This is a genomic window from Pseudalkalibacillus decolorationis, from assembly GCF_024609785.1.
Classification (GTDB): domain Bacteria; phylum Bacillota; class Bacilli; order Bacillales; family Fictibacillaceae; genus Pseudalkalibacillus; species Pseudalkalibacillus decolorationis.
Genome location: NZ_JANHJQ010000001.1, coordinates 16,401 through 40,304 on the forward strand (window position 1 = coordinate 16,401; position 23,904 = coordinate 40,304).

The following is a 23,904-nucleotide window of genomic DNA, read 5'->3' on the forward strand; positions in this document are numbered from 1 at the left end:
GGGATGATTCCCACTCAAACTGATTGTATCTTTAATTAAGTACGCTCTCGATATAGCAAAAAGGTTCAGTAGTGTAGTTAACATCTACTGAACCTTTAATTTTTGACCTATTCTTTTTCATACCGGAGAATCGGCTTACGTGCTGCAGTCGTTTCATCCAGCCGTTTTACAACAGTTGTATGAGGTGCTTGCTGCACAACTTCAGGTGATTCTTCCGCCTCTCTTGCGATTTGAATCATCGCCTCGATAAATTCATCCAGCGTCTCTTTTGATTCGGTTTCTGTCGGCTCAATCATCATGCCTTCCTCAACATTTAATGGGAAGTAGATGGTCGGGGGATGGTATCCGAAATCAAGCAATCGCTTGGCCATATCAAGCGTACGAACGCCGAGCTTTTTCTGTCGTTTACCAGATAGGACGAATTCATGCTTACAATGCTGATTGTAAGGAAGGTCGAAGTGAGGAGCTAGTCTACGCATCATATAGTTTGCATTTAGGACAGCATAATCACTAACCTTCTTCAAGCCTTCACGTCCCATGGTTTGAATGTACGTATAAGCACGAACATTAATTCCGAAGTTACCATAGAATGGTTTTACACGGCCAATTGAATCTGGACGGTTGTAATCAAAACGATATCCATCTTCCGTCTTAACGAGCAAAGGTTTAGGAAGATAAGGTAATAGATCCTTCTTCACACCTACGGGACCAGATCCAGGACCACCGCCTCCATGAGGGCCTGTAAACGTTTTATGCAGGTTCAAGTGAACAACATCGAATCCCATATCTCCGGGTCGAGTACGTCCCATGATTGCATTCATGTTTGCTCCGTCATAGTAAAGCTTTCCGCCAGCTTCATGAATAATGCGTGCCATGTCCAGAATCTGTTCTTCAAATAAGCCTAGTGTATTTGGATTCGTAAGCATCAATGCTGCCGTGTCATCCCCAACCACACGCTTCAAATCTTCTAAGTCAACGAGGCCATTTTCATCAGACTTTACAGTGACGGCATCGAATCCAGCAACAGTGGCAGATGCAGGGTTTGTTCCATGAGCAGAGTCAGGGACAATAACCTTTGTTCGTTGATGATCACCGTTTTTCTCATGGTAGGCACGAATCATCATTAAGCCTGTCCATTCACCATGTGCTCCTGCCGCAGGTTGTAATGTAACTTCGTCCATACCCGTAATTTCTTCAAGTGTTGTCTGTAGGTCATAGAGCATTTCCATTGCGCCTTGAACCGTATCTTCATCCTGGTACGGATGAATGTGGGCAAGTCCTGGAATTCTTGCTACATCTTCATTGATTTTCGGATTGTATTTCATTGTACAAGACCCGAGTGGATAGAATCCAGAGTCAACCCCGTGGTTACGGGTCGAAAGTGCAGTGTAATGACGCATGATTTGCAGTTCAGATACTTCTGGTAGTTCAGGTTCATCAGCGCGCACATAATCAGAACCGATTAGTTCTTCAATGGGAGTTTCAGGGACGTCGAGCTCAGGAATGCTATAGCCGATTCGTCCTGGTTTTGACAATTCAAATATGAGTGATTGGTTTTGATTAGTCATTGGACTCCCCCCAATTCTTTTACAAATGTATCGATTTCCTCTTTCGTACGTTGTTCTGTTATAGCGATAAGCATATGGTCTTCAAGGTCTGGGTAATACTGTCCTAGATCGTAGCCACCAATAATTCCTTTTTCCAATAACGCTTTGTTCACATCTTTCACCGGCTTTGGTAACTTTACTACAAGCTCGTTAAAAAACGCTCCTTCAAAGATAACCTTCATTCCATTCTTTTCGAGTTGTTTCTTTGTATAATTCGCTTTATGCAGGTTCTGCATGGAGATCTCTTTAACGCCTTTTTTACCAATAGCCGTCATTGCTACAGAAGCTGCAACAGCATTTAAGGCTTGGTTCGAACAAATGTTTGAAGTCGCTTTATCTCGACGGATATGCTGTTCACGAGCTTGAAGGGTCAATACGAACCCGCGTTTACCTTCTTCATCCTTTGTCTGACCAACTAGACGTCCTGGAACTTTACGCATTAGCTTTTTCGTTGTAGCAAAATATCCACAATGCGGCCCACCGAATGCAGCAGGAATACCAAATGGTTGAGCATCCCCAATCACGATATCGGCATTAAACTTTCCTGGAGGTTGTAGAGTTCCTAGAGAAAGCGGGTTGCTGGATACAACAAACATCGCCTTTTGCTGATGAACAATTTCTTCAATTTCCTTTAATGGTTCAATTTGTCCGAAAAAGTTCGGGTATTGAACGATCACACATGCCGTATTCTCATCAACTTCTGCTCTAAGTGCATCAAGGTCTGTCGTTCCATTCGTTGCATCGATTTCAACAACATCAAGGTTAGGACCTTTCGCATACGTTTTAAGGACACTTAATGCTTCCGGATGAATGCTCTTAGAAACAACAACTTTATTCTTTTTCGTATGAGCAGCACTTAAGAAAGCAGCTTCACCCAATGCCGTTTGTCCATCATACATAGAAGAGTTAGCTACTTCCATGCCTGTCAATTCACAAATCATTGTTTGAAATTCAAAGATTGCCTGCAGTTCCCCTTGAGAAATTTCTGGCTGGTAAGGTGTGTAGGCAGTGTAAAACTCAGAACGTGAAATAACATGATCTACAATCGATGGAATGTAGTGATCATAAACACCTGCACCTAAAAAGGATGTGTATTCTTTCGTATTTACATTTTTTTGTGCGAACCCGTTCATTTTCTTCATAAGTTCAGGCTCAGGAATTGCTTCTGTTATGTTCAGGTCACCTTTAAACCGTACATTTTCTGGAATATCCTTAAACAGCTCATCGATCGAATCAATTCCGATTTCTGCAAGCATTTCCTTTTGGTCTTGCTCTGTCATTGGTAAGTAACGAAATTTCACCATTTATTCCCCCCCTTGTTAACGTTTATAGAAAGGTGATTTGACGACTTCAGCTTTTAAGCGCTTTTTACGAACCTGTACTTCAACTTCTGTACCAAGCTCTGTATACGCTGAGTCAATCAAAGCCAATCCGAGGTTTTTCTTTAATGTTGGAGACTGGGTTCCTGTTGTAACTTCACCAATCTTGTTGTCATTCTTAAACACTTCATAATGTGTACGTGGAATTCCCTTTTCAATCATTTCAATTCCAACGAGCTTACGCTTCAAGCCTTCTTCTTTTTGTTGTATCAATGCTTCTTTTCCAATAAAATCTGCTTCTTTCTTCAGCTTGACGGCAAAACCGATTCCCGCCTCAAGTGGAGAAATTTCTGAAGTCAGTTCTTGTCCGTATAGAGCTAATTTCGCTTCGAACCGCAGCGTATCACGTGCCCCTAATCCGATAGGAAGAGTTCCTTCTGCTTCTCCTGCTTCAAGAAACTTCTTCCATAGGGAAGCAGCATCCTTGCTATCACAGTAAATTTCGAAGCCATCTTCACCTGTATAACCTGTACGAGATACAAGGGCTTTTGCTCCAGCAACTTCTACATCATCTTCAAATTTAAAAAAGCCAATTTGAGAGAGGTCATAGTCTGTTAACTTCTGGAGAACTTTTTCAGCAACTGGTCCTTGAAGAGCAAGCTGAGCAACATCGCTTGAAATGTTCTCAATTTCTACGTTGCCTTTCTTGTTTTTCAAAAGCCAATCATAGTCTTTTTCAATATTGGACGCATTTACAACGAGAAGATAATCGTCGTCACCGCGCTTATAAACGAGAAGATCATCTACAGTACCGCCGTTTTCATAGCACATTGCTGTATACTGTGCTGCACCCTCCTGTAGCTTAGATACATCATTCGTTAGGACATACTGTAAATAATTCAGAGCATCAGAGCCTTTTACAGTAATCTCTCCCATGTGGGATACATCGAACAATCCTGCTTTTGTACGGACAGCTTCGTGCTCTTCTTTAATACTTGAAAATTGAACCGGAAGTTCCCATCCACCAAAGTCGATTACTTTTGCTCCATAATCCTTATACAGTTCAAAAAGTGGTGTTCGCTGTAAGGATGACATGTTGAGCATCTCTCCTTTTATTCATTTAGTAGTATAAAGCTGTCAGAGTAGTCAGAACCTGTAGCAAAAAAAAAGAAAAGGACAAAGAAGACTGCTTTAGTCTTCTCTGTCCTCTTACCTGAAAGTTTTTGGGTAGGTTTCATCCTCCCAATGTCCCCTTTGGTGGCTCTAGTTTAAGAGCACTCTCCAGAGTTGCGTCAAACAAGAGTCCGCTTGCCTGAGAGATTCGCTGTCTTGCTTGCTCCTTCGGCGCTACCATATTAGAGTAGACTCTCCCCTTGTTCTCATTCGCCAGTATTGAATTTAAATGAAAGTACGCTCTTCATTTCAATCTGATTTCAACTTGTTCTGAAACAGCTATTATAAATCCATTGATGCTTGTTAATACTAAGTATGAAACTATTTATATCTTATCATCGAATGATGTAGATTCGCAATCATCTTTTTCGATGAAAGCGTTCTAATGACAAGAAATAACGAACATTGGATTTTATTACTAGTAAAACGTTCGTGTTCAAAGTCGTTTTTCACTCCATATAGAAAGGGTTTTCGTTTATGACTCTTAACATAAAGCATGATCAAGAATGGTCTGAAGGATTTCTTAAACGGATTGAAGGAGATGGACCATGGGCAAATTGGGAGCTTTATAAACTAGCATTAGAAGCGGAAGAAAGTGTAACAATCCCGGACTTTCTAGGATTACAGGCTCCGAAACACATCCCTCACGTCCAAGTACTTCCCCATCAGCTTGAGGTTGCGAGAACCGTCATCGAGGATATGAACGGAAAAGGGATTCTCGCGGATGAGGTTGGACTTGGAAAAACAATTGAAGCAGGTTTGATAGCAAAAGAATATATGATACGGGGATTAGCTAAGAAAATCTTAATTCTTGTTCCTGCGTCACTCGTGTTGCAATGGACGCATGAATTGACTTCAAAATTTCTTATCCCTGCAGTTCCTCAACGGAAATCTTATGTCTGGGAGCAATTCGATGTCGTCGTTTCATCAATTGACACTGCTAAAAGAAGTCCTCACCGTGAAATTGTGTTGGAACAGGACTACGACCTTATCATAATTGATGAAGCCCATAAGCTTAAGAATAAAAAGACGAAAAACTACGATTTTGTTCAACGTTTAAAGAAGAAATATTGTTTACTATTAACTGCTACACCTATCCAAAATAAAATAGAAGAAGTATTTAATCTCGTATCCTTATTGAAGCCAGGACATTTAGGAAATGAAGAATACTTCGATGAAGCATACCGGTCAGGGCGATATAACGTTCAAAATGAAGAAAAGCTAAAGCAGTTAATTAATAAAGTAATGGTACGGAATCGTCGGGAAGACACCGGATTAAAGTGGCCAAAACGCTTTGTGAAAACCATCCCTATTACCCTTTCACCTGCAGAACGTGAACTCTATGAATCCATCACCGAAGTAAAGAAGGATCAGTCAACTGTTCTCCAACATTCCTTCTCTACGATTACGTTGCAACGTGAAGTATGCAGTAGTCGGGAAGCAGCCTTCCTAACCTTAAAAGCGATGAGTGAAAGAGAAGAGACAAATTCCGCCATACGTGAAACCTCACTGTATTTAATGAGGAAGATTGAAAATGTCGATCGAAATTCAAAAGCAGAGAAAGCATTGGAGCTCATCAAGAACATCGATGGTAAAGTAATTATCTTTACAGAATATCGAGCCACCCAACTCTATCTTCAGTGGTATTTACAACAGCATGGCATTAGCTCCGTTCCATTTCGAGGTGGTTTTAAGCGAAACAAAAAGGACTGGATGACACAGCTCTTCAAAAATCACGCAAAGGTGTTAATTGCTACAGAAGCAGGGGGGGAAGGAATTAACCTGCAATTTTGTCAGCATATCATCAATTATGACCTTCCATGGAATCCAATGCGTATTGAACAACGGATCGGCCGCGTCCATCGAATTGGTCAGGAACAGGACGTACACATTTATAATTTTGCAACAGAAAATACAATAGAGGAACATATCCTGAAACTCTTATATGAAAAAATCAATCTTTTTGAAAGTGTCATCGGTAATTTAGATGAAATTCTAACAAAGGTCGGGATGAAAAATATCGAACAACACATCCGGCAAATTTTTTATGAATCCGATTCTGATGGTGAAATTCGTATTAAGATGGAGAACCTGACTTCGATGCTGAAACATTCTGATGACGAGGGGGATTCGTATGCTGCAGAAAGACATTCATAGTTTTTTGGATCGGTTTTTTATCGCAAACGAATGTGAAATTCTTGAAAGACATGAGCACTTACTTAATGTCCAATTGACGATTGAACTCGACAAATTGTTAATGAATCGTCCTTTCTACTGGCATTACTTGGAGAAAACGGGTGGTGTACCGAACCCGATGCAATTAAAGCTTAGAACGGAACAGCCGGATGAGTCTGAAAAGGATGGAGAATTTATTCATTTTGGATCACCAAGACTCCACCAAATTTTTCAGTCAAGCCAACAGTTGGCTCCTTACATTCGTTTATTTGAACAGGTTGAACAAACGTTAGGTTCATTTACACCTCTCGTTCCCTGGTTAGGATTAAATATTAAAGTATCTTACCAATGTGATCGAAAAAAGGAATTTCTTTACTCTATTGGTCTGAATCTAATCAATGGACAAATGACCGATCAGTTTCAAACGTTTCTTGATTCGAAATCGTTGACACCCAAAATCTCTGATTATTGTTACACGATGAGCCCTCTAATTCGACCAATGAGTGGAATTAAAAGAGTGGAACAATACATTGATTCTGTGATCGAACAGGATGACCCTCAATGGGCGATTGATGCGAGGAAACGCTGGGCAGAAGACGAAGAACTATTAGAGCACTTTTATCAGGATGTTGAGGATAAGCCTGAATATTACCATGTCGAAAAGAGTGCATTGAAGGAATTGTACGAACCCACCGTTTACGTCAAAATCATTAACGGAGGAATGTTCTATCTCTCCGACCAAAAGATGATACTGCATTAAGAAAAGCGTAAGCGACCTTGTTCAGCCCCGAAGGTTACTGGAAGGTCAACGAGGAGGCTCGGACCAAACGAGTTCGGTCCTGCGTGGGAATACACAGGGTGTAAAACAGTGTGTCGCCGCCGCAGGAGGACTGAAGTAATCCAAGGGGTTGGGCGCTGGAGCTAGACATTACATCCATGCAACAGAATAAAGAGTCAGGAAACTCCAAGGCGCCTTATCAAGGTTAGATAAAACACCTTGCGCTGGTTGAGTATCCTGACTCTTTTAACTTCTGTTACTTTCGTTTAATCAGCATCGAAATTGCCATCGGTACGAGACCAAACCATTGAACGGATAAGGGCGGTTTGTGATCTTTGCGTGTTGTCTTCTTTTTCCGACGCTTTTCCTTAGGTTGATCAAAGTAACGAACAAATTGCTGTGTAAGAAACTTTACAAAATCATTCGTAGACATTGTAAACACCTGCTTTTATTTTCAAAAGATTTAGTACTTAGTGTTAACAATACCTGACGTTTTTATCCAACCGACAATTTCGGAAGCGATCCTCGGTATGCTTTTTTCAGTTGTATCAATAACCAAGTCTGCATCGTGATAGTACGGCTGACGGCTTTCAAAAAGCTTTTGAATCTCTTCCTTTGTTTTGTCTATCGCAAGAGGCCTTGTTTCATCATTTCGAAGGCGGTCAACAATTGTATCAACAGAGGTCTGTAATGAAATTACATACCCAACTGCGTTCATGAAGCGCCGATTTTCCTTTCTAAGCACGATTCCTCCACCTGTTGTTATGATCACATTCTCTTTAGGGAGCTCCTGTAGTGCAGCTTGTTCCTCGTCACGAAAAAAGTGCTCCCCTTTTTTTTCAAAAATGGAGGGGATGTCCCACGCAAGCTTTTCCTCGATATATTGATCGGTATCAATAACAGGAAAGCCTAACACTTTTCCGAGTTCCCTTCCAATGGACGTCTTACCAGTGGCCATAAAGCCAGTTATATAAATTGCTCTCATCATACCACCACCCATTTTACAACTTCATTCTTTACATAATCATAATATAGTAAACCTATCGCACTTCCCGATTTATTTAATCGTACTTCCAAACGAAAAACATAAATGGCATCAGACAACTTGGTTGTAAAATAGTTTACTCTACCATCGGGATAAATGAAAGTACCAAAGTCCCCATCGTTTATTTCTTCTTCATATCGGACTTTGCTTATGAGATCCTTTCTCCCTGATTGTAAGTGCAAACTTGTTTGAAACCATACTTCTCTTGCTTGTAAAAATAATCGTTCACTCATTAAGAGTTTAGCATTATAAACCATAACGGATAGTATAATTAGGGTCATTATAATCGATAATGCAGTAATATACCCTGATTCATTTTTCATTGGGTACCAACCTTTGTTTACTTACTGGCTGAACGAGCACAACTTTATGATTATACAATTGATTATGTGCTTGTATATGCATTTCCACAAGGTTCGTAAAGATTTGGATATTGAATTCGCTACTATTTTGAAGAACTGTTTCAAATCCGCGCCCATCAACTTTCCGAATAATTCGGTTTCCATATTGTTCATAAGTTACTACGGATTCATCCGGTTGTTGTAAATGAAGTTTTCCTGATTGTATATATGCGTTTAATGAACCTTGAATCTCTTTACCTGTTTGTTCAAAAAAGAGAAATACCTCTTGATCTTGTAATGTATCATCATCCGTGGAATAGATAACAGAAAAAACTGTCGGTACGAGTGAAGCAATCGCAAGAAAAACCGTTAATCCAATCATCATTTCAATCAACGTATAGCCACTTTCACTTTGCGTGCCCACAAATCTTTTCATTACGGTTATTTTTCCCTTTCCAATCAATACAAATTTCAATGCCAGTTGTGCTATTTGTCCAACTAACTTCAAATTCCGTCCCATACTTACCCTTTTCAAGTGTTCGACTCGGTTCTTCTTTCGTTGCTACCCATTCTTGTAATAAGTTATGGCACAATTGTATTCCAAAATTTTTCTCTTTTAATGAAAGACGTTCCTCATAAATCAATGTCATTTGCGGCAAAACCCAAACCACCATAAAAGTAAAAATACTTAATCCAATCATAGCGTCTAGTAGAAAGTACCCTTTACAATTGTTCAATATAAAACCGTCCCTTTCCGAGGTGAAAAACGATCTTATACGTCCTCTTTTCTAAGCGTAATAGTAGTGTCCCTCCTTTTTGGATTGTGCCGTTACTACTATAGGTAATTGTTAAGTCAGTTGTACCTTTTTGGAAATAGACTTGTTCGGGATAGCCTACCTGTTTAACCTTTGTTTCAGGTCCAGACTGAATGACATACTTCTTTTCTCCATTATTAAATTTTACTTTAACTTGAGCACCTTCTGATAGGGCATATTGCTGTGCAAAGTGTAGATCTGATGTTAATAACTGAATGAACTGGTTGAGTTCTCGGTTCGATTTCATTTGCTCGAGATTGATGACAACCATTCCAGTTAACACAACTAAAATAGATAGAACAATCATCATTTCGATCATTGTGTATCCTTTGTTGTTACGGAGTGACGACTTGTTGGACAGTTCCATCCGCGGTAATCTCCAATGCGATCTCTCCTGGACACGTCGTTTGATCGATATAACCAGCGGTCTTCATATCACTTATCGTAGATGGCAGCACACCCTTTTCAATTTGATATACGCTTACTTGGCTTTGAATCAAATCTATCGTTGCCTCACAGCTCTTTTCCTTAACCACTTTATTGCTTTTCGACATGCTTGGTACCGCAATTAACAGAAGAACAGAAATAATTAAAATTACGATCATCATTTCGATTAGCGTAAAACCTTTTTCGTTTAAAATAGATCCTTTCTCACCCTTCATATTAATCCCCTTTCATTTAAATGAGCGTCGAAACAAACTATAAGGATTGGAATAGCTGGAAAATCGGTCCCATTACTGAAAGGAACAAGATCAATACGAGACATCCGATTGCTCCAAAAAGAATCGGTTGAATGAGATATATACTTCTTTGGATTCTTTCCTCTAAATTACTGAACAACATTTCCCCATAAAGGGTTAATTCATCGCCAAGGCTTCCATTGGACTGCCCAAAGGAAACAACCTGTGCTAACTCAGGCAAGAAATAATGTTTATCTCGAAAAATTTCATCAAGAGCTTTTCCTTTTCTTAAATCACTTTTTAATAATAAAGCTTCATCTTGATACAAACGCACATAATTTTGATTTTCGAATAATTGAAGAACTTGCGATACAGAAAGACCACTTTTTAACAAATGACCAAACTGAAATGCAAAGAATTGAGTCACGAGGATTCGAAGGTAATGTGAAAGCAGAGGAACCTTAAGCGCAATCATGAGTTGTTCATGTGGAGATTTCTTCCGAAAGGTAAAGGGGTACAAGATCAACAATAAAAGGCCAACGCTCATTACAAAATAGAAGAGATATGGTACCATCTGCAAAACTGTAAGTAAATACACCGTTACAGTAGGAAGGGATAAATCAACGGAATTAAAAAGTGCCGTGAATTGCGGAATAAGAAACCGGAGCATAAAAAACATCATAGCACTAAGGATGAGAAGCAAGGTAAGCGGGTAGCGTATCGTTCGTAAAAACATCTTTTTCAGCTGTTCTCTTTTCAACAAAATTCTGCTTCCCTCTAGTAATCCAAATGATAACCTTCCTTGTTCAGAAGCAAAGTACAAGCAACCCAATATATCCCCTGGGATCTTCTTCCCTTCAAGCACCTCAAATAACGGAGCACCACTTTTCAATTCCCGCATAATGTCTTTAACTGGGTATTGGGGATAGGTTTGATAGTGCAGTTGCAGTAAGACGAGTGCATTGGAGACCGAATAACCTTTATCAAGTAACATTCCTAACTCTCTCAAAAACTTTGATTGTTCCATCCGGTTCCATTCACGTTTTCTCATACCCATGCTCCGTTGATGTATCGGAAAAAGGTGCAGAAATGTAATCCATCGCAACTGCTCTATGGAAATAATCATCGAGCTTTGGAAAAGAGACCGTGATCGGTTTCTTAGCCTGAATCATATTCATTACATTTTGTAAAAGTTGACCATTAAGGAGTTCATACACACCCATTCTTCGCTGTTGTCTTCGCATCATACAAAATAATGAACACGCATTCCCACAATGTGGACACTTTAATTCATAGAGTCTTTGCGATACAATTCCAAGAAGTGTTTGGCGGAGATCTTCAATATGAATCCCAAATTCATTTAACCTGTATAGGCATCCAATTGTATTTTTCGCATGAAGTGTCGAAAGAACGAGGTGACCAGTCAGTGAGGCACGAATTGCGAGCTGTGCAGTAGCCTCATCTCGGATTTCACCAATCATAATAACATCAGGATCATGTCTTAAGATTGATTTAAATCCTTCCAGATAAGTAACTCCTGCTGGCTCATTTATTTCAATTTGCAAGACCGTATCCATCTTCTTTTCGATCGGATCTTCTAATGTGATCACCTGCCGCTTTTTGTATAACTGTGTTTCTTTGAGCAATGAGTACATCAATGTCGTTTTTCCTGAGCCAGTTGGACCAGCAAATAACAATAAGCCTTGGGGTCTAAGTAATAAAGAGTATACTTGTTCAAGAACATTCGGGAATATGGAAAGGTTTGTATAATGTGTATTGTCTTCCTGAGGTAAGATTCGAATCGCTAATGCTTCATTGTAAGCAGAGGGTAAGGTTGATAGTCTTAAATGGACGTTTCCGTTAACTGGGAGGTAGTGATGAATAGCACCATTTTGGGGTTTGCGCTTTTCCCCAATGTCCATCGCAGCCAAAAATTTAAAATGTGAGATAAGACGTTCGCTGTAAATTAGGGGTACTTCTTCAAGAGGATACAAACGTTGGTTGATTCGTACTTGAATTAATGATGACCTCCTTTGGGGGACAATGTGGAGATCAGTTGCGCCCATTGATATTGCTCGTTTTAAAAGAGATTCGCTTTTACTTTCGACATTTACACTTATAGGACCACCTTCTTTCGGGAAGTATAGAAGATATTCGACACTAATATATACAATCCTTTTTTTATTCAAAAATATTTTTTACATCTATCTGTCGAATGTACACACTGGTGATGATACCTTCTCCTATCTTTCAACTTTCCGTAATTCAAGTAAATAAATGAACACTGAATATTTATTTTCAAAACCTAAATACTAAACAGTGAACTGAAATAAGTACTCGACACAAAATTGACATAGCAAATGTAATTTACTTTTTTCGCTTGTTTGTTTTATAATACAAGAGGAGTCCATTTATTTTTGGACGGATAATCGAGATAGCACTTATTTAATTCGTCGATCATTGCTGCAAAGGAGGAATACATATGGCAAGAATGTACCGCATGATGGGATTTTGGACAGCTGTTATAGCTGTCATGGCTTATGTTGGCGAAATGCCCGCTTTCTCCCTGTTATTTGTAGGGCAAACAGTTATGTTTGTTGCACTCGGATATTTGAATTTGTCTGAAAGAATGTATATCTATATTTTCGGTGCATACTTAACGGTCTTTTTTATCGGATTCACGTACTGGTCCACATTTATGATGTCCCCTGGATCTGGAGGACATTAAGTGTAAAGAAAACTTGGCAATGCCAAGACTTTGGCGTAGGCTGAGCCTTAGTTGCCCTTATACTATAGAAAGTATTTCTATACTTTCTTAACGTGTAAGAAAAGCACAAGCAAAAAAAGGTGGTCTTTATTAGACCTCCTTTTTTTGTGCAGATTTTTACCCTTTACTATCCTCTATTTCTTCCTTCGGGGGATATGTTTTCTTAATAAAGAATGATAAAGCCACCCCAATAAGTGATAGAACCGTAATAACCATCATAGCGACATTCACACCATAAATCATTGGTTGTAAGACGTCTTTTCCCTGTTGGGTAGCCTCTGCTGTTGTTGTCATGACAGTGATTATAATAGCTGTTCCAATAGACGCAGCAACTTGGCGCATCGTATTACTCATCGCTGCCCCATGTGGGATTAGCCGCTTAGGCAGTTGGTTCAAGCCAGCTGTTGTCGCCGGCATCATCACCATGGATAAACCGAACATCCGAATCGAATACAATATAGTGATGTATAGGAACGATGTAGTCGTATCCAAATTAGAAAAAGCCCATGTGGACACTGTTAGAATGATTAAACCAGTAATAGCTAACCACCTTGCACCAAATCGATCGAATACTCGACCTGTTAAAGGTGACATAATGCCCATCACTAGTGCTCCCGGTAATATAGCCAATCCTGATTCCATTGCGGTAAAGTCACGCATATTTTGCATATAAAGAGGGATCAAAGTCTCCACACCGATTAAGCCCATAAAACCGATCATTCCAATGATGGTAGTCAGTGTGAATATGAAAAATTTAAATACCCTGAATTCAAGCATAGGGTGACTCATTCGCAATTGCCTCAATACAAACAGAACCAGCGCAACCACTCCGATAATTAAGGTGATTACAGTGATTTCACTTCCCCAACCGTTATTTCCTGCACTAGTAAATCCATATAGCAATCCGCCGAAGCCAAAAGAGGATAGTATGATTGATGTAACATCAACTTTCGGGTTAGTTAGCTCTGTCACGTTTCGAAGCGCTTTAGATGATAAGAGAATATCTAAAAGCGCTATGGGCAAGATGATCCAGAACATCATTCGCCAGGAATAATGGGCCATCACCCAGCCGGAAAGTGCGGGTCCAATGGCTGGCGCGAAAGAGATGACGAGACCAACCATCCCCATGGCTGCTCCACGCCTATTTACTGGAAAAATTAATAGAAAGACGGTTTGCATCAACGGTAGCATAATACCCGCACCACTCGACTGAATGATCCGACCTAATAGAAGGATCGGAAAATTCGGAGCAATCGCACAAACTAAGGTACCAACTGCAAAAATACTCATTGCAGAAATAAAAAGCTGCCTCGTTGTAAATCGTTCAATTAAAAAGGCACTGATGGGTATCATTATACCGTTCACGAGCATAAAGACCGTTGTCAACCATTGACCTGTATTGGCGCTGATATGCATTTCCTTCATAATGGGAGGGATGGCTGTAATCATTGACGTCTGATTCAATATGGCGATAAACGCCCCTGTAAGCAATAGCGCAGCGATCGATGTCTTGTTATAATTTTGGGTAGTCATCCTGACTCTCCTCCCTTTCTTTGTCTATTTCTCTTTATTCATAGACATTATCATAACCCTTCTTTCTCTTTTTGAACAATAAAAGGCTTATTAAATCCGTAACAATGATACTACTGGAAGTTGAAAAACCCGAGTGGAGAAAAAACATCTCCACTCAGGTCCTTTTTTGTCAGAGCAAATCCGAAGTTTGAATTCTATCATTTAACAACAATTATTATCTCCTAGCATCACAAGCCCTTTGCCTTGAGGAGTGTCTTGAAAATCAAGGGTCAGGTTTTCTGTTTGCGGTAAAATTTTTGTATCAATGGCCACCGTAATACCATTGACTACTTCCAGTTTATCGTCTTCTTTTGGCCCATCCAGAGCCAACCCCACTGTGGGGCTACCTCATCCCATGCCTGCAAAATATAGACGAAGGCTTCGAGCGTTATTTTGTTGCAAAATCGCTTCAATATGCGGCTTTGCTGTATCGGTTATGTTCATCGATTCTTTACTCCCTTTTAGATAGTAATACCCGTTTAAGACAACAATGTTTTTAAATTCTTGTAGCCGACTGTTTCTTTGGTTTGCCAGGGTACGATCGCACAATTTTGTGCCAATTCATTTTTCACCCGATCGATCCATGGAATTTCAGCATGCCCACGGCCCCTTAAAATCGGATCTCTTGTTGGGGTAGTTGCAAAACTTTGATTAATGATCCACCACTGTGGGGAAACTTCAGCACGCTTCAAGTCTTCCTGAAGACGGGTCGCCTCTAACACGGGTGTCGCTTCAGCAAGGGTCACCAGTACAACCGTCGTTTCTTCAGGGTCACGCAAACGTGGTAATAGCTTTTTGACTGACTCCGGTACGTCCCCGGTGGAACGGGCTATTTCTTTATGATAAGACTTGGCCGCATCCAATAACAGTAACGTATGTCCGGTAGGAGCCGTATCCACGACGACAAACTCGCCTTTTGCTTGATCTACGACTCTAGCGAAAGCGCGGAAAAAAGCAATCTCTTCTGTGCAAGGTGAATTTAAGTCTTCTTCTAAATAAGCCAGACCGTTCGCATCAAGACCTTCTGCGGCTTCTTGCAGTACTTCTTTACGATATGCAGCCACTTCATCTTTCGGATCAATTCGGCTCACTGTTAGTCTTCCATCGATTTCTTCTTCCTTTATGACATGGGACAGGTGAGCTGCAGGATCCGTTGTTGTTAAGTGCACTGTATGTCCTTGTTCAGCCAAACCGACTGCAATCGCAGAAGCCATCGTTGTTTTACCAACTCCGCCTTTTCCCATCGTAAAAATGACACCATGATCTTTTTCTTTAAGATCATCAAGCAAACTTCCTAGACCCGGAATATTAATGTTATCCAGTTCTTCATTTACCTTATCCTCTTCATCCACACCAGATGCCCATTTTCGTAAATGGTCCATGCCAGTCAAGGAGTAAGATACAAGTGGTAACTGTGCTCTTTTCATTGTCTTTAATTCGTTTGGCATGTTCGCCAATTCTTTTTGTTGTCTCTCGTAAAAAGCGCTTGAAATCTCGTCCTCTTGAACATGGTCTTGCAAAACACCATTGATCAAAAGCTGTTGGTTTTGAATCCCGATCGCACGAAGTTCCTGTGAAGCTCTTTCAGCCTCTGTCAGTGATGACATATCTAAACGAGTGACAAGGATTAGAGTGGTTTCATTGTCGTCTGAAAGTACTTCTACAGTTTTCGCATAAGCCTCCTTTTTCTCACTCAGCCCAGAAAGGGGACCAAGACAAGAGGCGCCATGCGTACTTTTGCTTAAAAAACCTGACCAAGCTGTAGGCAATTGAAGAAGCCGCAGCGTATGCCCTGTCGGGGCCGTGTCGAATAGAATATGGTCAAAACCCTCAACATGTTCTGGGTTTGAAAGTAAATTTGTAAATTCATCAAATGCGGCGATCTCAACCGTACAAGCTCCGGAAAGCTGTTCTTCCATATCCGAAATCACAGAAGCTGGTAACTTATCACGATAAGGACCTACCGCTTTTTCGCGATAGGCAGCAGCGGCCTGTTCAGGATCTAAATTAGCGGCATACAAATTTGGTACATTCGTAATCGGGATTGGGTGATTCGGGATCTCCATTTCAAATACATCTTGAAGATTCGAAGCTGGATCGGTACTCACAATGAGGACCTTCTTTCCTTGATCAACAAGTGAAATTGCTGTTGCACAAGCGGTTGATGTTTTGCCGACTCCGCCTTTTCCAGTAAAGAAAAGGTGACGTGTCATCTCTTTTGTTTCCTCGTGAAACCAATTCATCGTATACATCCCCTATTTTTTCAGTGAGTTTAAATCAATACCAGTTGTTTTAGAAGACGGTGTCTCGACAATTAGATCCTTTTCATTAACATTCGACCACCGAGCAAACTCTTCATTTGTCGGATAAGTTCCTTCCTTTACAAGCTCTCCGTCAACGATCGTTGCAGGAAGAGCGTCTGAACCCTTTTCGTCCAACAGTTTTTGAATCGTTGTGTTTGAGATGAAGGCCTCTGTATCATTCGTTAAATTATAGCGATGGATATCAATGCCTCTTTTTTCAAGAAGAAAGATCGTATTCGCCACCCTTGTCAATACAGGGTCAACACTTGGTCCACAAACCCCTGTAGCACAGCACATTGCCGGATCAAAAATGTCGATTTTCATTTTGAATTCCTCCTCTTTAATAAGCAATAGAGCACTCTCTGACTTTTATTTATTTTCCTTCCTCTGCAAACCGTTGGATACGTCCCCCGATTTCATCACGAACACGCTGGAAAAACGCCCACTTTTCTTCTTCGGTTCCTTCCGCTTTGGCTGGGTCATCAAATCCCCAGTGGTCACGCTTTACATGAGGAGGAGTCATTGGGCATTTGTCGTTGGCATCTCCACATAGTGTGACAACAAAATCAGCTTTATTTAATAATTCTGGATCAATAATGGAGGATTCTTGTTCAGATATATCAATTCCGGATTCCTTCATGGCTTTAATGGCATTCGGATTCACTCCATGAGCTTCTATTCCAGCAGAATGAACCTCATATTTGTCTCCTAAGTACTTTTTCCCAAAACCTTCTGCCATTTGGCTACGGCAAGAGTTTCCTGTGCATAAGAAATAAACAATTGGTTTTGTCATGATATTCTGTCTCCTTTTGAATGTGTGTTTTTTGTATCCCCTTAAACCCTTCATGAAATGATTAACAACCAGATGTATAAACCAGTTAAGGTGATAAAGAGTGTTGGAACCGTTAAAATGATACCGACTTTAAAATAATAGCCCCATGAAATTTTAACACCCTTCAATGATAGTACGTGTAGCCATAATAATGTCGCCAGCGAACCAATCGGTGTTATTTTTGGTCCTAAGTCAGATCCAATTATGTTGGCATAAATCAAAGCTTCTCGCATGGTACCTGTTGTATCCGTATTTGCTATCGCCAAAGCATCGATCATCACCGTTGGCATGTTGTTCATGATTGAAGAAAGGATGGCTGCAATAAAACCCATTGAAATCGTTGCAACAAACAATCCTTCATTAGCTGTAGCTTGAATCACATTTGCTAACACATCTGTTAACCCTACATTCCGTAGTCCATAAACAACGACATACATCCCTATCGAGAAAAAGACCACAGCCCATGGGGCTCCTTTAATGACCTTTTTTGTATGAACCGCTGGACTTTTCCTTGCCATTAATAAGAAGAATAAAGCAATCACACCCGCGACAATCGATACGGGAATGTTAAGAAATTCACTGACAAAATACCCAATGAGTAAGACGGAAAGAACAACCCACGACAAGCGAAACATGTGATGATCTTTAATCGCTTCTTGCGGTTTTTTCAGTTGAGTCAAATCGTATTTAACCGGGATGTTTTTCCGAAAGAATAAGAATAAAACGAGAATACTTGCCCCTAATGAAAACAAATTCGGTATGATCATGCGGGAGAAATACTCAGCAAATCCGATGTTGAAAAAGTCAGCTGAAACAATGTTCACCAAGTTACTTACCACTAATGGTAATGAGGTGGTATCCGCAATAAACCCACTCGCCATTATAAACGGTAAGACCATCGCCTCTTTAAAGTTTAAAGCACGGACCATTGCTAAAACAATTGGTGTTAAAATCAACGCAGCACCATCGTTCGCAAAAAACGCAGCTACTACAGCTCCCAACAAAGTCACATACACATACATTTTGTAACCATTTCCTTTAGCTGTACGAGCCATATGCAATGCAGCCCATTCAAAGAAGCCAATTTCATCTAAAATCAAGGAAATAATGATGATCGCAATAAATGCAAAGGTTGCGTTCCAAACAATTTCGGTTACTGTAATGACATCGTTAAAGTCAACAACTCCGACTAATAATGCAAGGATTGCACCACCACAGGCAGACCAACCAATGGATAACCCTTTTGGCTGCCAAATAACCAAAATTAACGTAAGTATAAAAATAACTGATGCTAATACAATAGAAGTCAATTTAGTTCCCCCTTAATCACATATAATGCGTAAACCTTCTGCTTCCAATGCCTCTAACTTTTCTTTTTGATCAGGCATATGTTTTAATAAATCTTGGATAAGGGGGTAGGCGATATGTTGTTTATTGATCGAATAAAAGATCCATTGTCCTTTTCGTTTTTCTCTTACCAACCCAGCATCTCGTAACTTTCTAAGATGTTGACTAATTGAAGGTTGACTCATTTGAAAAACTTCAACAAATTCACACACACAGCATTCACTACCTTCTAGTAAGCCTACCATCGTTAAGCGGGTTTTATCACCTAACAATTTTAAAACATGGGCCACTTGTTCCACCTCAATGACTGTCTTTTCCATAAGATACACCTCCTATTCCAGGATAAATCAATATATAATTATACACTAATATTTTTAACTAAAAAAATAAAACTATGCATTATTGTTCTTTTTTCCCCCAAAACTTCAACCGTTGTAAATAACCTGACACAAGATTTGAAGATTTTGAGCTTGATCGAAGCATAAATACGCTCCATCCAAAGATGAGGAGAAGGAAAATGAGTACAGGTACAACATTGCTGTTTATCATCATTGTTGTCTCCCCCTTATCTGTATTCACAAATCATTATATAGGCATTTACTTATATATTCAAGAGTAAAATTTTTTTGAATATCCCCTACATCAAAAAATAAACAAGGGTGAAATGATGCCCACCCCTGTAATTAGTTAATTATTGACCTAATCCTGCTGCTTTTAAAGATGAAATGTCGATTCCGTTATTTTTGCAACAATCCACTAATTCACCATTAATTGCAACGGCCGGAACTGATTTTACACCATGTTGTTTTGCTCTTGTTTCACATTCGTTTGTGTTGCAACCTTTATTTAAATCGTAAACGACAACCTCACAATTATCACAAGCTAAATCTTTCACTTGTTTGACTACATCCTCACATAAATAACAACCAGATGTAAATACTTCTACAAATCGTTTAGCCATTTCTAATTCACTCCTTCAAAATTTTCAATAATTGGACATTCCCTTTTTGAAATCCCAGAACCAGGACACTTTTCTGCTAAGTCCTCAAGTAATGTTTTCATTTGGTGTAAATCGTGAATTTTCGTTTCAATCTCTTTCATTTTACTTGTTGCAAAATCATGCATTTCTTCTGAACGAAACTTTTGATCCTTTGAAACAGCTAAAAGGCTTTTAATTTCTTCGAGGGTAAACCCTAAATCTTGTGTTCGTTTGATGAATTTAATATCTTTCACGACTTCTTGAGGAAATTTTCTATAACCCGATTCCGTTCGAGGAGGTTCAGAAATCAACCCACGCCTTTCATAATAGCGAATGGTTTCAATATTGACGTTTGCTTCTCTTGCTACTTGGCTTATTGTTAATCCTTTCATCTCATCCCTCCTCGTATTAGTATGTACTCCGTACTATGGTACAGGGTCAATAGTAGTTTTATCCTTTTTTATTAAAGAACCAACCACGTTAGCTATCAATGAAGATTTTATTTCAGTTGCTAACAAGCACTATAAGTATTACTTCATTACTATTCGACTCAAAAAGACTCCTTCTTATCCCCCATTATTTAACCATTTTTAATACGCTTTTTATCAGTTTTTTACTATACCTATACTCTTCAAGGCTTAGTTTTTCTGTGGAGATAACATCAACTCCGATATTGCCCCTTGAATGAAGTTGCAATGACTTGGTGATGAAAATCACTAAATTCTTTTGATCCGATCTTTACCCTGAAATGTTGGAGAATAACGGCTTAAGGTTAAGGTGATTGTTGCTTTTTTGAAATCCAATTTCAGAAACTTCATTCGTCGGTAATTTTTTAAGTACCACAACTAACAATAATTCAATACAGTTATCTGCTTAAATTATGTTGGAACCAAAGAATTTCGGGATCATATAATAAAACAGAGTAAATCCGTTTTATATGATACTTCTTTGAAAAAGGTTAAAAGGGGGATTGTCAAGAGATGAATGATGTAAAAGGAAAATGGATTGTATGGTTAGGGATCCTTTCAGCTGTGATCGGTTTTTTCTACGCCCCGCTCTGGTTAGGCGGTATTGGTGTAATCTTAGGATTAATTGGTTTAGCAACACCACGGAAATCGTTAGCATGGTGGGCAATCGGACTTGGGGTCGTTGCATTTATTATCCCGTACCTTAGTTGACAACGGTAATCATTATTCATGGAACTTGGTTGAATGAAAAAATAAATGATCTGAAACATTACCTTTTTTCGTATCACTTTCATAAATAGGAAATCTCGTTAACATACCTGAAATTTTATACGTTAAGAGATTGCTTCAAAGCGAAACATAAAGATGGTCGGCTCCTTTAAAGGGATCCGACCACTGAATTAGTTATCTTTATTATTTTCATCATCAATATCCTCTGGATCCTCTATTGGGTCTTCTGGATCTGGATCTTGATCCTTTTCATCATCCTTATTCGGGGTATCATTTTCATCGACACCAGGTGTATTTTCGTCTCCGATTGGATCAATATCATCAGTATCATCCATATTTTCAGTTGTTGGAGCTTGTTCTTCCTCTGGAGCCGGCTCTTGATTATTGTTACAGCCCACTACCATCAAAGTCGATAAAAATATACACGTTAACATAAGAAGCCATTTCTGATTCATGGTCATTCCCCTTTCATTGTTTGATATATAGCCTGAGAACCTTGTTATCTTTTCCCGTAGGAAGGTAATTATGCTTACTTATCAAAATTAAAAATTAAGAGAAGAAGCCTTTTAAGATTGATTCCCACTAAACAAAGAAGTTTTCGAAATCTGATCTATGTAAAAAATAAATAAAGAAAACTTGGCTAGCGCCAAGCCTTAGCGCTGGCGATCGCCTTAGTTGCGCTTATACTATAGAAAGTATTTTTATACTTTCTTAACGTGCAATGAAAATCGCTAATTTTGCGACTTAAAAAAAGTCCGGTTTCCCCTTTGTGGGAATACCGGACTCTGTTGAGTCATTTTAAGCCAGGGGACCATACAGAATCATTATTTTGAGTTCTGAATCCTCCTCTAAATCAGTTTAAGGTCGTCCGTGGGATATAAGGCAAACCGGTGACCTTAAACACGTTTAGTTTTAGAAGTTCTGGCCAATTAATACTGCTAACTGTTTTCCATTTCTTCTTTAATCCATCATTCGTGTCACAACACCTTTTGGATTAAATTATTATGTAAAGAGTATTAACCCCAATACACTTTTGATAGGCCAGTACTACTTGATGTGCTGAATATCTGCATCCTAAGGATATTCGGATTTGTTTCATTGTATTGTCTAAAGTAAGGAACTTTATTAACACTCCTGCACGATGACATGAAAGGAATCACTAATTCCACCTGGTGTTGCAAAAGAACGAATAGCCCGGTTCAATCGGCTTTCCTTTGAAAATGGATCTGGATTTTGATGTTCATACAAGAAATTAAACAACCCATGTTCTAACAGAAAATCCCGTTGGCGAGTACACGATATAGTTGTAAACCCTACTTCTTTTCCCTTCTTCAATAATGAATCGATATGTATATGAGTCGTCAAATCCATCTGACCTGGATTCAGCAACGGATTTTCGATTAGCTGGTGATTATGGTAGCCACGTAAGCTTCCTTTACGATGCGAAGGTTCCTGCCACTCCGCATTGGAATAGCCGTAATCAACGGTTACGAGCAGCCCGCTTTCTATCAGTGCCGACATCTCATCGACCCACTCGTTCATCTTTAGTGGTACTTCTATCCGATTTCCTTCCTGTATGTTAAGTCCACTCCAATTCAACCATTCTTCAATCTCTGGTTGCACCTTATGCACAATCACTTCTTCTAATTTTTCTGTTGACTTTATCGAAACTCTAACCTCGTTTATGACTCCCTCACGCTTTTCGACAACATGAACGGGCATTGCGTCTAGAAGCTCATTTGAAAACACAACACCATTAATGGTTCCCTGCGCTGACTTCAACTTATCTGTCGATTGATAAAAAGAAACACATTGAAACGAGGCTAGTTGATCTTGCGCCTTCGCTAAGTGATCTTCACTAACATCCACATAGAGGTAGTGCAACTCATTATAGAATTCCGGGTGCTTTAATTTTAAGTGAGACAATACTTCCTTAGCGAAAGATCCACTCCCACCACCAAGCTCACAAATCATGTATGGGGCATTACACCTTGTCAAGTAGTCATAAAAGTAATCTGCAAACACCCAGGCAAAAACTGGGTGAACTGAGCTAGACGTATAAAAGTCACCAGAGGATCCTATCTTATCCGATTTTCTCCGGTAGTAACCACGGACTGGATCGTACAGGGCGGTTTCAATAAATTCTGCATAGGAGATGTCGTCTGCAATTGATTGTTGAATCTTCTTTTGTAGAATTGGTATAACCCCTGAAGCCTGAACGGTCATAGAGAAAATCCATTCAAGAATGGGTTTGTGTTCATTTCTTCTCCCACCGTTGTTGAAGGACCATGTCCTGATAATACAAGGGTCTCTTCATCAAGGTTTAACAATTGGTTGTGAATACTTTTAATAAGTGTATCATGGTCTCCTCCAGGCAAGTCTGTACGTCCGACACTGCCCATAAACAACGCATCGCCACTTAAGACAATCCCCTCCTCCTTAAAATAAAATGAAACACTTCCTGGAGAATGACCAGGTGTATGTAATACCTCAAAGGTAAACTGTCCGATATTTAACGTCTCACCGTGGGTTAATTCATGATCAGCTTTTTTTGCCCTTACCGGTTCGATCATTGGAAAGTGGCTTGAACCATTCAAATCGGGATTATTCGGCCACTCCGTTTCTTTAGAATGCAGATACACAGGTACATTCCATTGTGCTCTAACCTCATCTAACGCTCCGATATGATCAAAATGAGCATGAGTAAGTAAAATAGCGACCGGTTGGACGTTCAGATCCCTTATTTGTTTGTTAATTCGGTCCCCTTCACTGCCCGGATCAATAATTAACGCTTCACCAGTACTATTCCAAAGCAGGTAACAATTTGCTTGAACAGGACCTACCGTTAGTTGTTTCCATTCCATTATAATCGCCTCCATTGTTATTTTCTTATTCATCTTTTACACTAAAGTAAAGTATTGATTAATGTTGTCATTTCTAAGATATCAACAATTAAACAAATATGAAAGTGTGAG

General features: G+C 39.6%; 28 protein-coding genes and 1 riboswitch. Of the genes, 4 read left to right on the plus strand and 24 right to left on the minus strand.

Annotation, left to right across the window (positions count from 1 at the left end):
- Positions 1-107: 107 nt before the first annotated feature.
- From gcvPB to gcvT, 3 genes are read right to left on the minus strand one after another with little or no spacing between them, the layout of a single operon-like run.
- Entirely contained in the window at positions 108-1,568 is a 1,461-nt protein-coding gene (gene gcvPB, locus NON16_RS00090) for an aminomethyl-transferring glycine dehydrogenase subunit GcvPB (protein WP_257345754.1), read from the minus strand.
- The gene (gene gcvPA, locus NON16_RS00095) at positions 1,565-2,908 is read right to left on the minus strand and encodes an aminomethyl-transferring glycine dehydrogenase subunit GcvPA (RefSeq protein ID WP_257346621.1); all 1,344 of its coding nucleotides are present in this window, start codon (positions 2,906-2,908) and stop codon (positions 1,565-1,567) included. The genes gcvPB and gcvPA overlap by 4 nt, the downstream gene beginning before the upstream one ends.
- 18 nt (positions 2,909-2,926) lie before the next feature.
- Positions 2,927-4,021, minus strand: a complete 1,095-nt coding sequence (gene gcvT / locus NON16_RS00100; RefSeq protein WP_257345757.1) for a glycine cleavage system aminomethyltransferase GcvT — start codon at positions 4,019-4,021, stop codon at positions 2,927-2,929.
- Positions 4,022-4,216: 195 nt separating this feature from the next.
- Positions 4,217-4,309, minus strand: a riboswitch (glycine riboswitch).
- 267 nt (positions 4,310-4,576) lie between these two features.
- Here gcvT and NON16_RS00105 point away from each other — a divergent pair.
- On the plus strand, positions 4,577-6,256 hold the full coding sequence (locus NON16_RS00105; protein WP_257345760.1) for a DEAD/DEAH box helicase: 1,680 nt from the start codon (positions 4,577-4,579) through the stop codon (positions 6,254-6,256).
- A complete protein-coding gene (locus tag NON16_RS00110) occupies positions 6,234-7,034 on the plus strand; it encodes a YqhG family protein (RefSeq protein ID WP_257345763.1) in 801 nt (266 codons plus the stop codon). The genes NON16_RS00105 and NON16_RS00110 overlap by 23 nt, the downstream gene beginning before the upstream one ends.
- Before the next feature lie 274 nt (positions 7,035-7,308).
- Here NON16_RS00110 and NON16_RS00115 read toward each other — a convergent pair whose 3' ends face one another.
- From NON16_RS00115 to comGA, 9 genes are read right to left on the minus strand one after another with little or no spacing between them, the layout of a single operon-like run.
- The gene (locus NON16_RS00115) at positions 7,309-7,485 is read right to left on the minus strand and encodes a YqzE family protein (RefSeq protein ID WP_257345766.1); all 177 of its coding nucleotides are present in this window, start codon (positions 7,483-7,485) and stop codon (positions 7,309-7,311) included.
- 30 nt (positions 7,486-7,515) lie between these two features.
- A complete protein-coding gene (locus NON16_RS00120) occupies positions 7,516-8,037 on the minus strand; it encodes a shikimate kinase (protein ID WP_257345769.1) in 522 nt (173 codons plus the stop codon).
- Positions 8,037-8,420: a competence type IV pilus minor pilin ComGG gene (comGG, locus tag NON16_RS00125; RefSeq protein WP_257345771.1), complete on the minus strand. Its 384-nt coding sequence runs from the start codon at positions 8,418-8,420 to the stop codon at positions 8,037-8,039. The genes NON16_RS00120 and comGG overlap by 1 nt, the downstream gene beginning before the upstream one ends.
- Positions 8,410-8,874, minus strand: coding sequence for a competence type IV pilus minor pilin ComGF (locus tag NON16_RS00130; protein WP_257345773.1), 465 nt, complete (start codon positions 8,872-8,874; stop codon positions 8,410-8,412). The genes comGG and NON16_RS00130 overlap by 11 nt, the downstream gene beginning before the upstream one ends.
- Complete coding sequence (locus NON16_RS00135; RefSeq protein ID WP_257345776.1) at positions 8,846-9,175, minus strand: hypothetical protein; 330 nt, start codon at positions 9,173-9,175, stop codon at positions 8,846-8,848. The genes NON16_RS00130 and NON16_RS00135 overlap by 29 nt, the downstream gene beginning before the upstream one ends.
- Positions 9,162-9,620, minus strand: a complete 459-nt coding sequence (gene comGD, locus NON16_RS00140; RefSeq protein WP_257345779.1) for a competence type IV pilus minor pilin ComGD — start codon at positions 9,618-9,620, stop codon at positions 9,162-9,164. The genes NON16_RS00135 and comGD overlap by 14 nt, the downstream gene beginning before the upstream one ends.
- A complete protein-coding gene (comGC, locus tag NON16_RS00145) occupies positions 9,589-9,915 on the minus strand; it encodes a competence type IV pilus major pilin ComGC (protein ID WP_257345782.1) in 327 nt (108 codons plus the stop codon). Before comGC ends, comGD begins: the two co-directional genes overlap by 32 nt.
- A 37-nt stretch (positions 9,916-9,952) precedes the next feature.
- Positions 9,953-10,984, minus strand: a complete 1,032-nt coding sequence (comGB, locus tag NON16_RS00150) for a competence type IV pilus assembly protein ComGB (RefSeq protein ID WP_257345785.1) — start codon at positions 10,982-10,984, stop codon at positions 9,953-9,955.
- Positions 10,971-12,098, minus strand: coding sequence for a competence type IV pilus ATPase ComGA (comGA, locus tag NON16_RS00155; RefSeq protein WP_372508716.1), 1,128 nt, complete (start codon positions 12,096-12,098; stop codon positions 10,971-10,973). The genes comGB and comGA overlap by 14 nt, the downstream gene beginning before the upstream one ends.
- Positions 12,099-12,415: 317 nt before the next feature.
- Between comGA and NON16_RS00160 the strand changes: the two genes are divergently transcribed.
- Positions 12,416-12,661, plus strand: coding sequence for a DUF2626 domain-containing protein (locus tag NON16_RS00160; protein ID WP_257345791.1), 246 nt, complete (start codon positions 12,416-12,418; stop codon positions 12,659-12,661).
- A 156-nt stretch (positions 12,662-12,817) separates the two neighbouring features.
- On the opposite strand, the gene NON16_RS00165 is transcribed toward NON16_RS00160, so the two are convergent.
- From NON16_RS00165 to NON16_RS00205, 9 genes are all read right to left on the minus strand, one after another.
- The gene (locus NON16_RS00165) at positions 12,818-14,233 is read right to left on the minus strand and encodes an MDR family MFS transporter (protein ID WP_257345794.1); all 1,416 of its coding nucleotides are present in this window, start codon (positions 14,231-14,233) and stop codon (positions 12,818-12,820) included.
- A 201-nt stretch (positions 14,234-14,434) separates the two neighbouring features.
- The gene (locus tag NON16_RS25520) at positions 14,435-14,716 is read right to left on the minus strand and encodes an iron-sulfur cluster biosynthesis family protein (protein ID WP_332925372.1); all 282 of its coding nucleotides are present in this window, start codon (positions 14,714-14,716) and stop codon (positions 14,435-14,437) included.
- Positions 14,717-14,751: 35 nt separating this feature from the next.
- Entirely contained in the window at positions 14,752-16,515 is a 1,764-nt protein-coding gene (gene arsA / locus NON16_RS00175; RefSeq protein ID WP_257345799.1) for an arsenical pump-driving ATPase, read from the minus strand.
- 12 nt (positions 16,516-16,527) lie between these two features.
- Positions 16,528-16,899: an arsenite efflux transporter metallochaperone ArsD gene (arsD, locus tag NON16_RS00180; protein ID WP_257345802.1), complete on the minus strand. Its 372-nt coding sequence runs from the start codon at positions 16,897-16,899 to the stop codon at positions 16,528-16,530.
- A gap of 49 nt (positions 16,900-16,948) precedes the next feature.
- Positions 16,949-17,368, minus strand: coding sequence for an arsenate reductase (thioredoxin) (gene arsC, locus NON16_RS00185; protein WP_257345805.1), 420 nt, complete (start codon positions 17,366-17,368; stop codon positions 16,949-16,951).
- 50 nt (positions 17,369-17,418) lie between these two features.
- The gene (locus NON16_RS00190; RefSeq protein ID WP_308216561.1) at positions 17,419-18,717 is read right to left on the minus strand and encodes an arsenic transporter; all 1,299 of its coding nucleotides are present in this window, start codon (positions 18,715-18,717) and stop codon (positions 17,419-17,421) included.
- A 12-nt stretch (positions 18,718-18,729) separates the two neighbouring features.
- On the minus strand, positions 18,730-19,074 hold the full coding sequence (locus NON16_RS00195) for an ArsR/SmtB family transcription factor (protein WP_257345808.1): 345 nt from the start codon (positions 19,072-19,074) through the stop codon (positions 18,730-18,732).
- Positions 19,075-19,445: 371 nt separating this feature from the next.
- Positions 19,446-19,715 (minus strand): thioredoxin family protein, encoded by a 270-nt coding sequence (locus NON16_RS00200; protein ID WP_257345811.1) that lies wholly within the window; start codon positions 19,713-19,715, stop codon positions 19,446-19,448.
- 2 nt (positions 19,716-19,717) lie between these two features.
- Entirely contained in the window at positions 19,718-20,125 is a 408-nt protein-coding gene (locus NON16_RS00205) for a MerR family transcriptional regulator (RefSeq protein ID WP_257345814.1), read from the minus strand.
- Positions 20,126-20,713: 588 nt separating this feature from the next.
- Between NON16_RS00205 and NON16_RS00210 the strand changes: the two genes are divergently transcribed.
- A complete protein-coding gene (locus NON16_RS00210; protein ID WP_257345817.1) occupies positions 20,714-20,911 on the plus strand; it encodes a hypothetical protein in 198 nt (65 codons plus the stop codon).
- Between the two features lie 188 nt (positions 20,912-21,099).
- Here NON16_RS00210 and NON16_RS00215 read toward each other — a convergent pair whose 3' ends face one another.
- From NON16_RS00215 to NON16_RS00225, 3 genes are all read right to left on the minus strand, one after another.
- A complete protein-coding gene (locus NON16_RS00215) occupies positions 21,100-21,384 on the minus strand; it encodes a hypothetical protein (protein ID WP_257345820.1) in 285 nt (94 codons plus the stop codon).
- A 670-nt stretch (positions 21,385-22,054) separates the two neighbouring features.
- Complete coding sequence (locus NON16_RS00220) at positions 22,055-23,155, minus strand: class I SAM-dependent methyltransferase (RefSeq protein ID WP_257345823.1); 1,101 nt, start codon at positions 23,153-23,155, stop codon at positions 22,055-22,057.
- Positions 23,152-23,793 carry an MBL fold metallo-hydrolase gene (locus NON16_RS00225; protein WP_257345826.1) on the minus strand — a complete coding sequence of 214 codons (642 nt, stop codon included), beginning with the start codon at positions 23,791-23,793 and terminating at the stop codon, positions 23,152-23,154. Before NON16_RS00225 ends, NON16_RS00220 begins: the two co-directional genes overlap by 4 nt.
- Between the last annotated feature and the right edge of the window lie 111 nt (positions 23,794-23,904).

Bases quoted from the DNA above. Each gene is read 5' to 3' on its own strand.
- gcvPB (WP_257345754.1), bottom strand. From the start codon at position 1,568: ATGACTAATCAAAACCAATCACTCATATTTGAATTGTCAAAACCAGGA.
- gcvT (WP_257345757.1), bottom strand. From the start codon at position 4,021: ATGTCATCCTTACAGCGAACACCACTTTTTGAACTGTATAAGGATTAT.
- NON16_RS00105 (WP_257345760.1), top strand. From the start codon at position 4,577: ATGACTCTTAACATAAAGCATGATCAAGAATGGTCTGAAGGATTTCTT.
- NON16_RS00110 (WP_257345763.1), top strand. From the start codon at position 6,234: ATGCTGCAGAAAGACATTCATAGTTTTTTGGATCGGTTTTTTATCGCA.
- NON16_RS00115 (WP_257345766.1), bottom strand. From the start codon at position 7,485: ATGTCTACGAATGATTTTGTAAAGTTTCTTACACAGCAATTTGTTCGT.
- NON16_RS00120 (WP_257345769.1), bottom strand. From the start codon at position 8,037: ATGAGAGCAATTTATATAACTGGCTTTATGGCCACTGGTAAGACGTCC.
- comGG (WP_257345771.1), bottom strand. From the start codon at position 8,420: ATGAAAAATGAATCAGGGTATATTACTGCATTATCGATTATAATGACC.
- NON16_RS00130 (WP_257345773.1), bottom strand. From the start codon at position 8,874: ATGAAAAGATTTGTGGGCACGCAAAGTGAAAGTGGCTATACGTTGATT.
- comGD (WP_257345779.1), bottom strand. From the start codon at position 9,620: ATGGAACTGTCCAACAAGTCGTCACTCCGTAACAACAAAGGATACACA.
- comGC (WP_257345782.1), bottom strand. From the start codon at position 9,915: ATGAAGGGTGAGAAAGGATCTATTTTAAACGAAAAAGGTTTTACGCTA.
- comGB (WP_257345785.1), bottom strand. From the start codon at position 10,984: ATGAGAAAACGTGAATGGAACCGGATGGAACAATCAAAGTTTTTGAGA.
- NON16_RS00160 (WP_257345791.1), top strand. From the start codon at position 12,416: ATGGCAAGAATGTACCGCATGATGGGATTTTGGACAGCTGTTATAGCT.
- NON16_RS00165 (WP_257345794.1), bottom strand. From the start codon at position 14,233: ATGACTACCCAAAATTATAACAAGACATCGATCGCTGCGCTATTGCTT.
- arsA (WP_257345799.1), bottom strand. From the start codon at position 16,515: ATGAATTGGTTTCACGAGGAAACAAAAGAGATGACACGTCACCTTTTC.
- arsD (WP_257345802.1), bottom strand. From the start codon at position 16,899: ATGAAAATCGACATTTTTGATCCGGCAATGTGCTGTGCTACAGGGGTT.
- arsC (WP_257345805.1), bottom strand. From the start codon at position 17,368: ATGACAAAACCAATTGTTTATTTCTTATGCACAGGAAACTCTTGCCGT.
- NON16_RS00195 (WP_257345808.1), bottom strand. From the start codon at position 19,074: ATGGAAAAGACAGTCATTGAGGTGGAACAAGTGGCCCATGTTTTAAAA.
- NON16_RS00200 (WP_257345811.1), bottom strand. From the start codon at position 19,715: ATGGCTAAACGATTTGTAGAAGTATTTACATCTGGTTGTTATTTATGT.
- NON16_RS00205 (WP_257345814.1), bottom strand. From the start codon at position 20,125: ATGAAAGGATTAACAATAAGCCAAGTAGCAAGAGAAGCAAACGTCAAT.
- NON16_RS00210 (WP_257345817.1), top strand. From the start codon at position 20,714: ATGAATGATGTAAAAGGAAAATGGATTGTATGGTTAGGGATCCTTTCA.
- NON16_RS00215 (WP_257345820.1), bottom strand. From the start codon at position 21,384: ATGAATCAGAAATGGCTTCTTATGTTAACGTGTATATTTTTATCGACT.
- NON16_RS00220 (WP_257345823.1), bottom strand. From the start codon at position 23,155: ATGACCGTTCAGGCTTCAGGGGTTATACCAATTCTACAAAAGAAGATT.
- NON16_RS00225 (WP_257345826.1), bottom strand. From the start codon at position 23,793: ATGGAATGGAAACAACTAACGGTAGGTCCTGTTCAAGCAAATTGTTAC.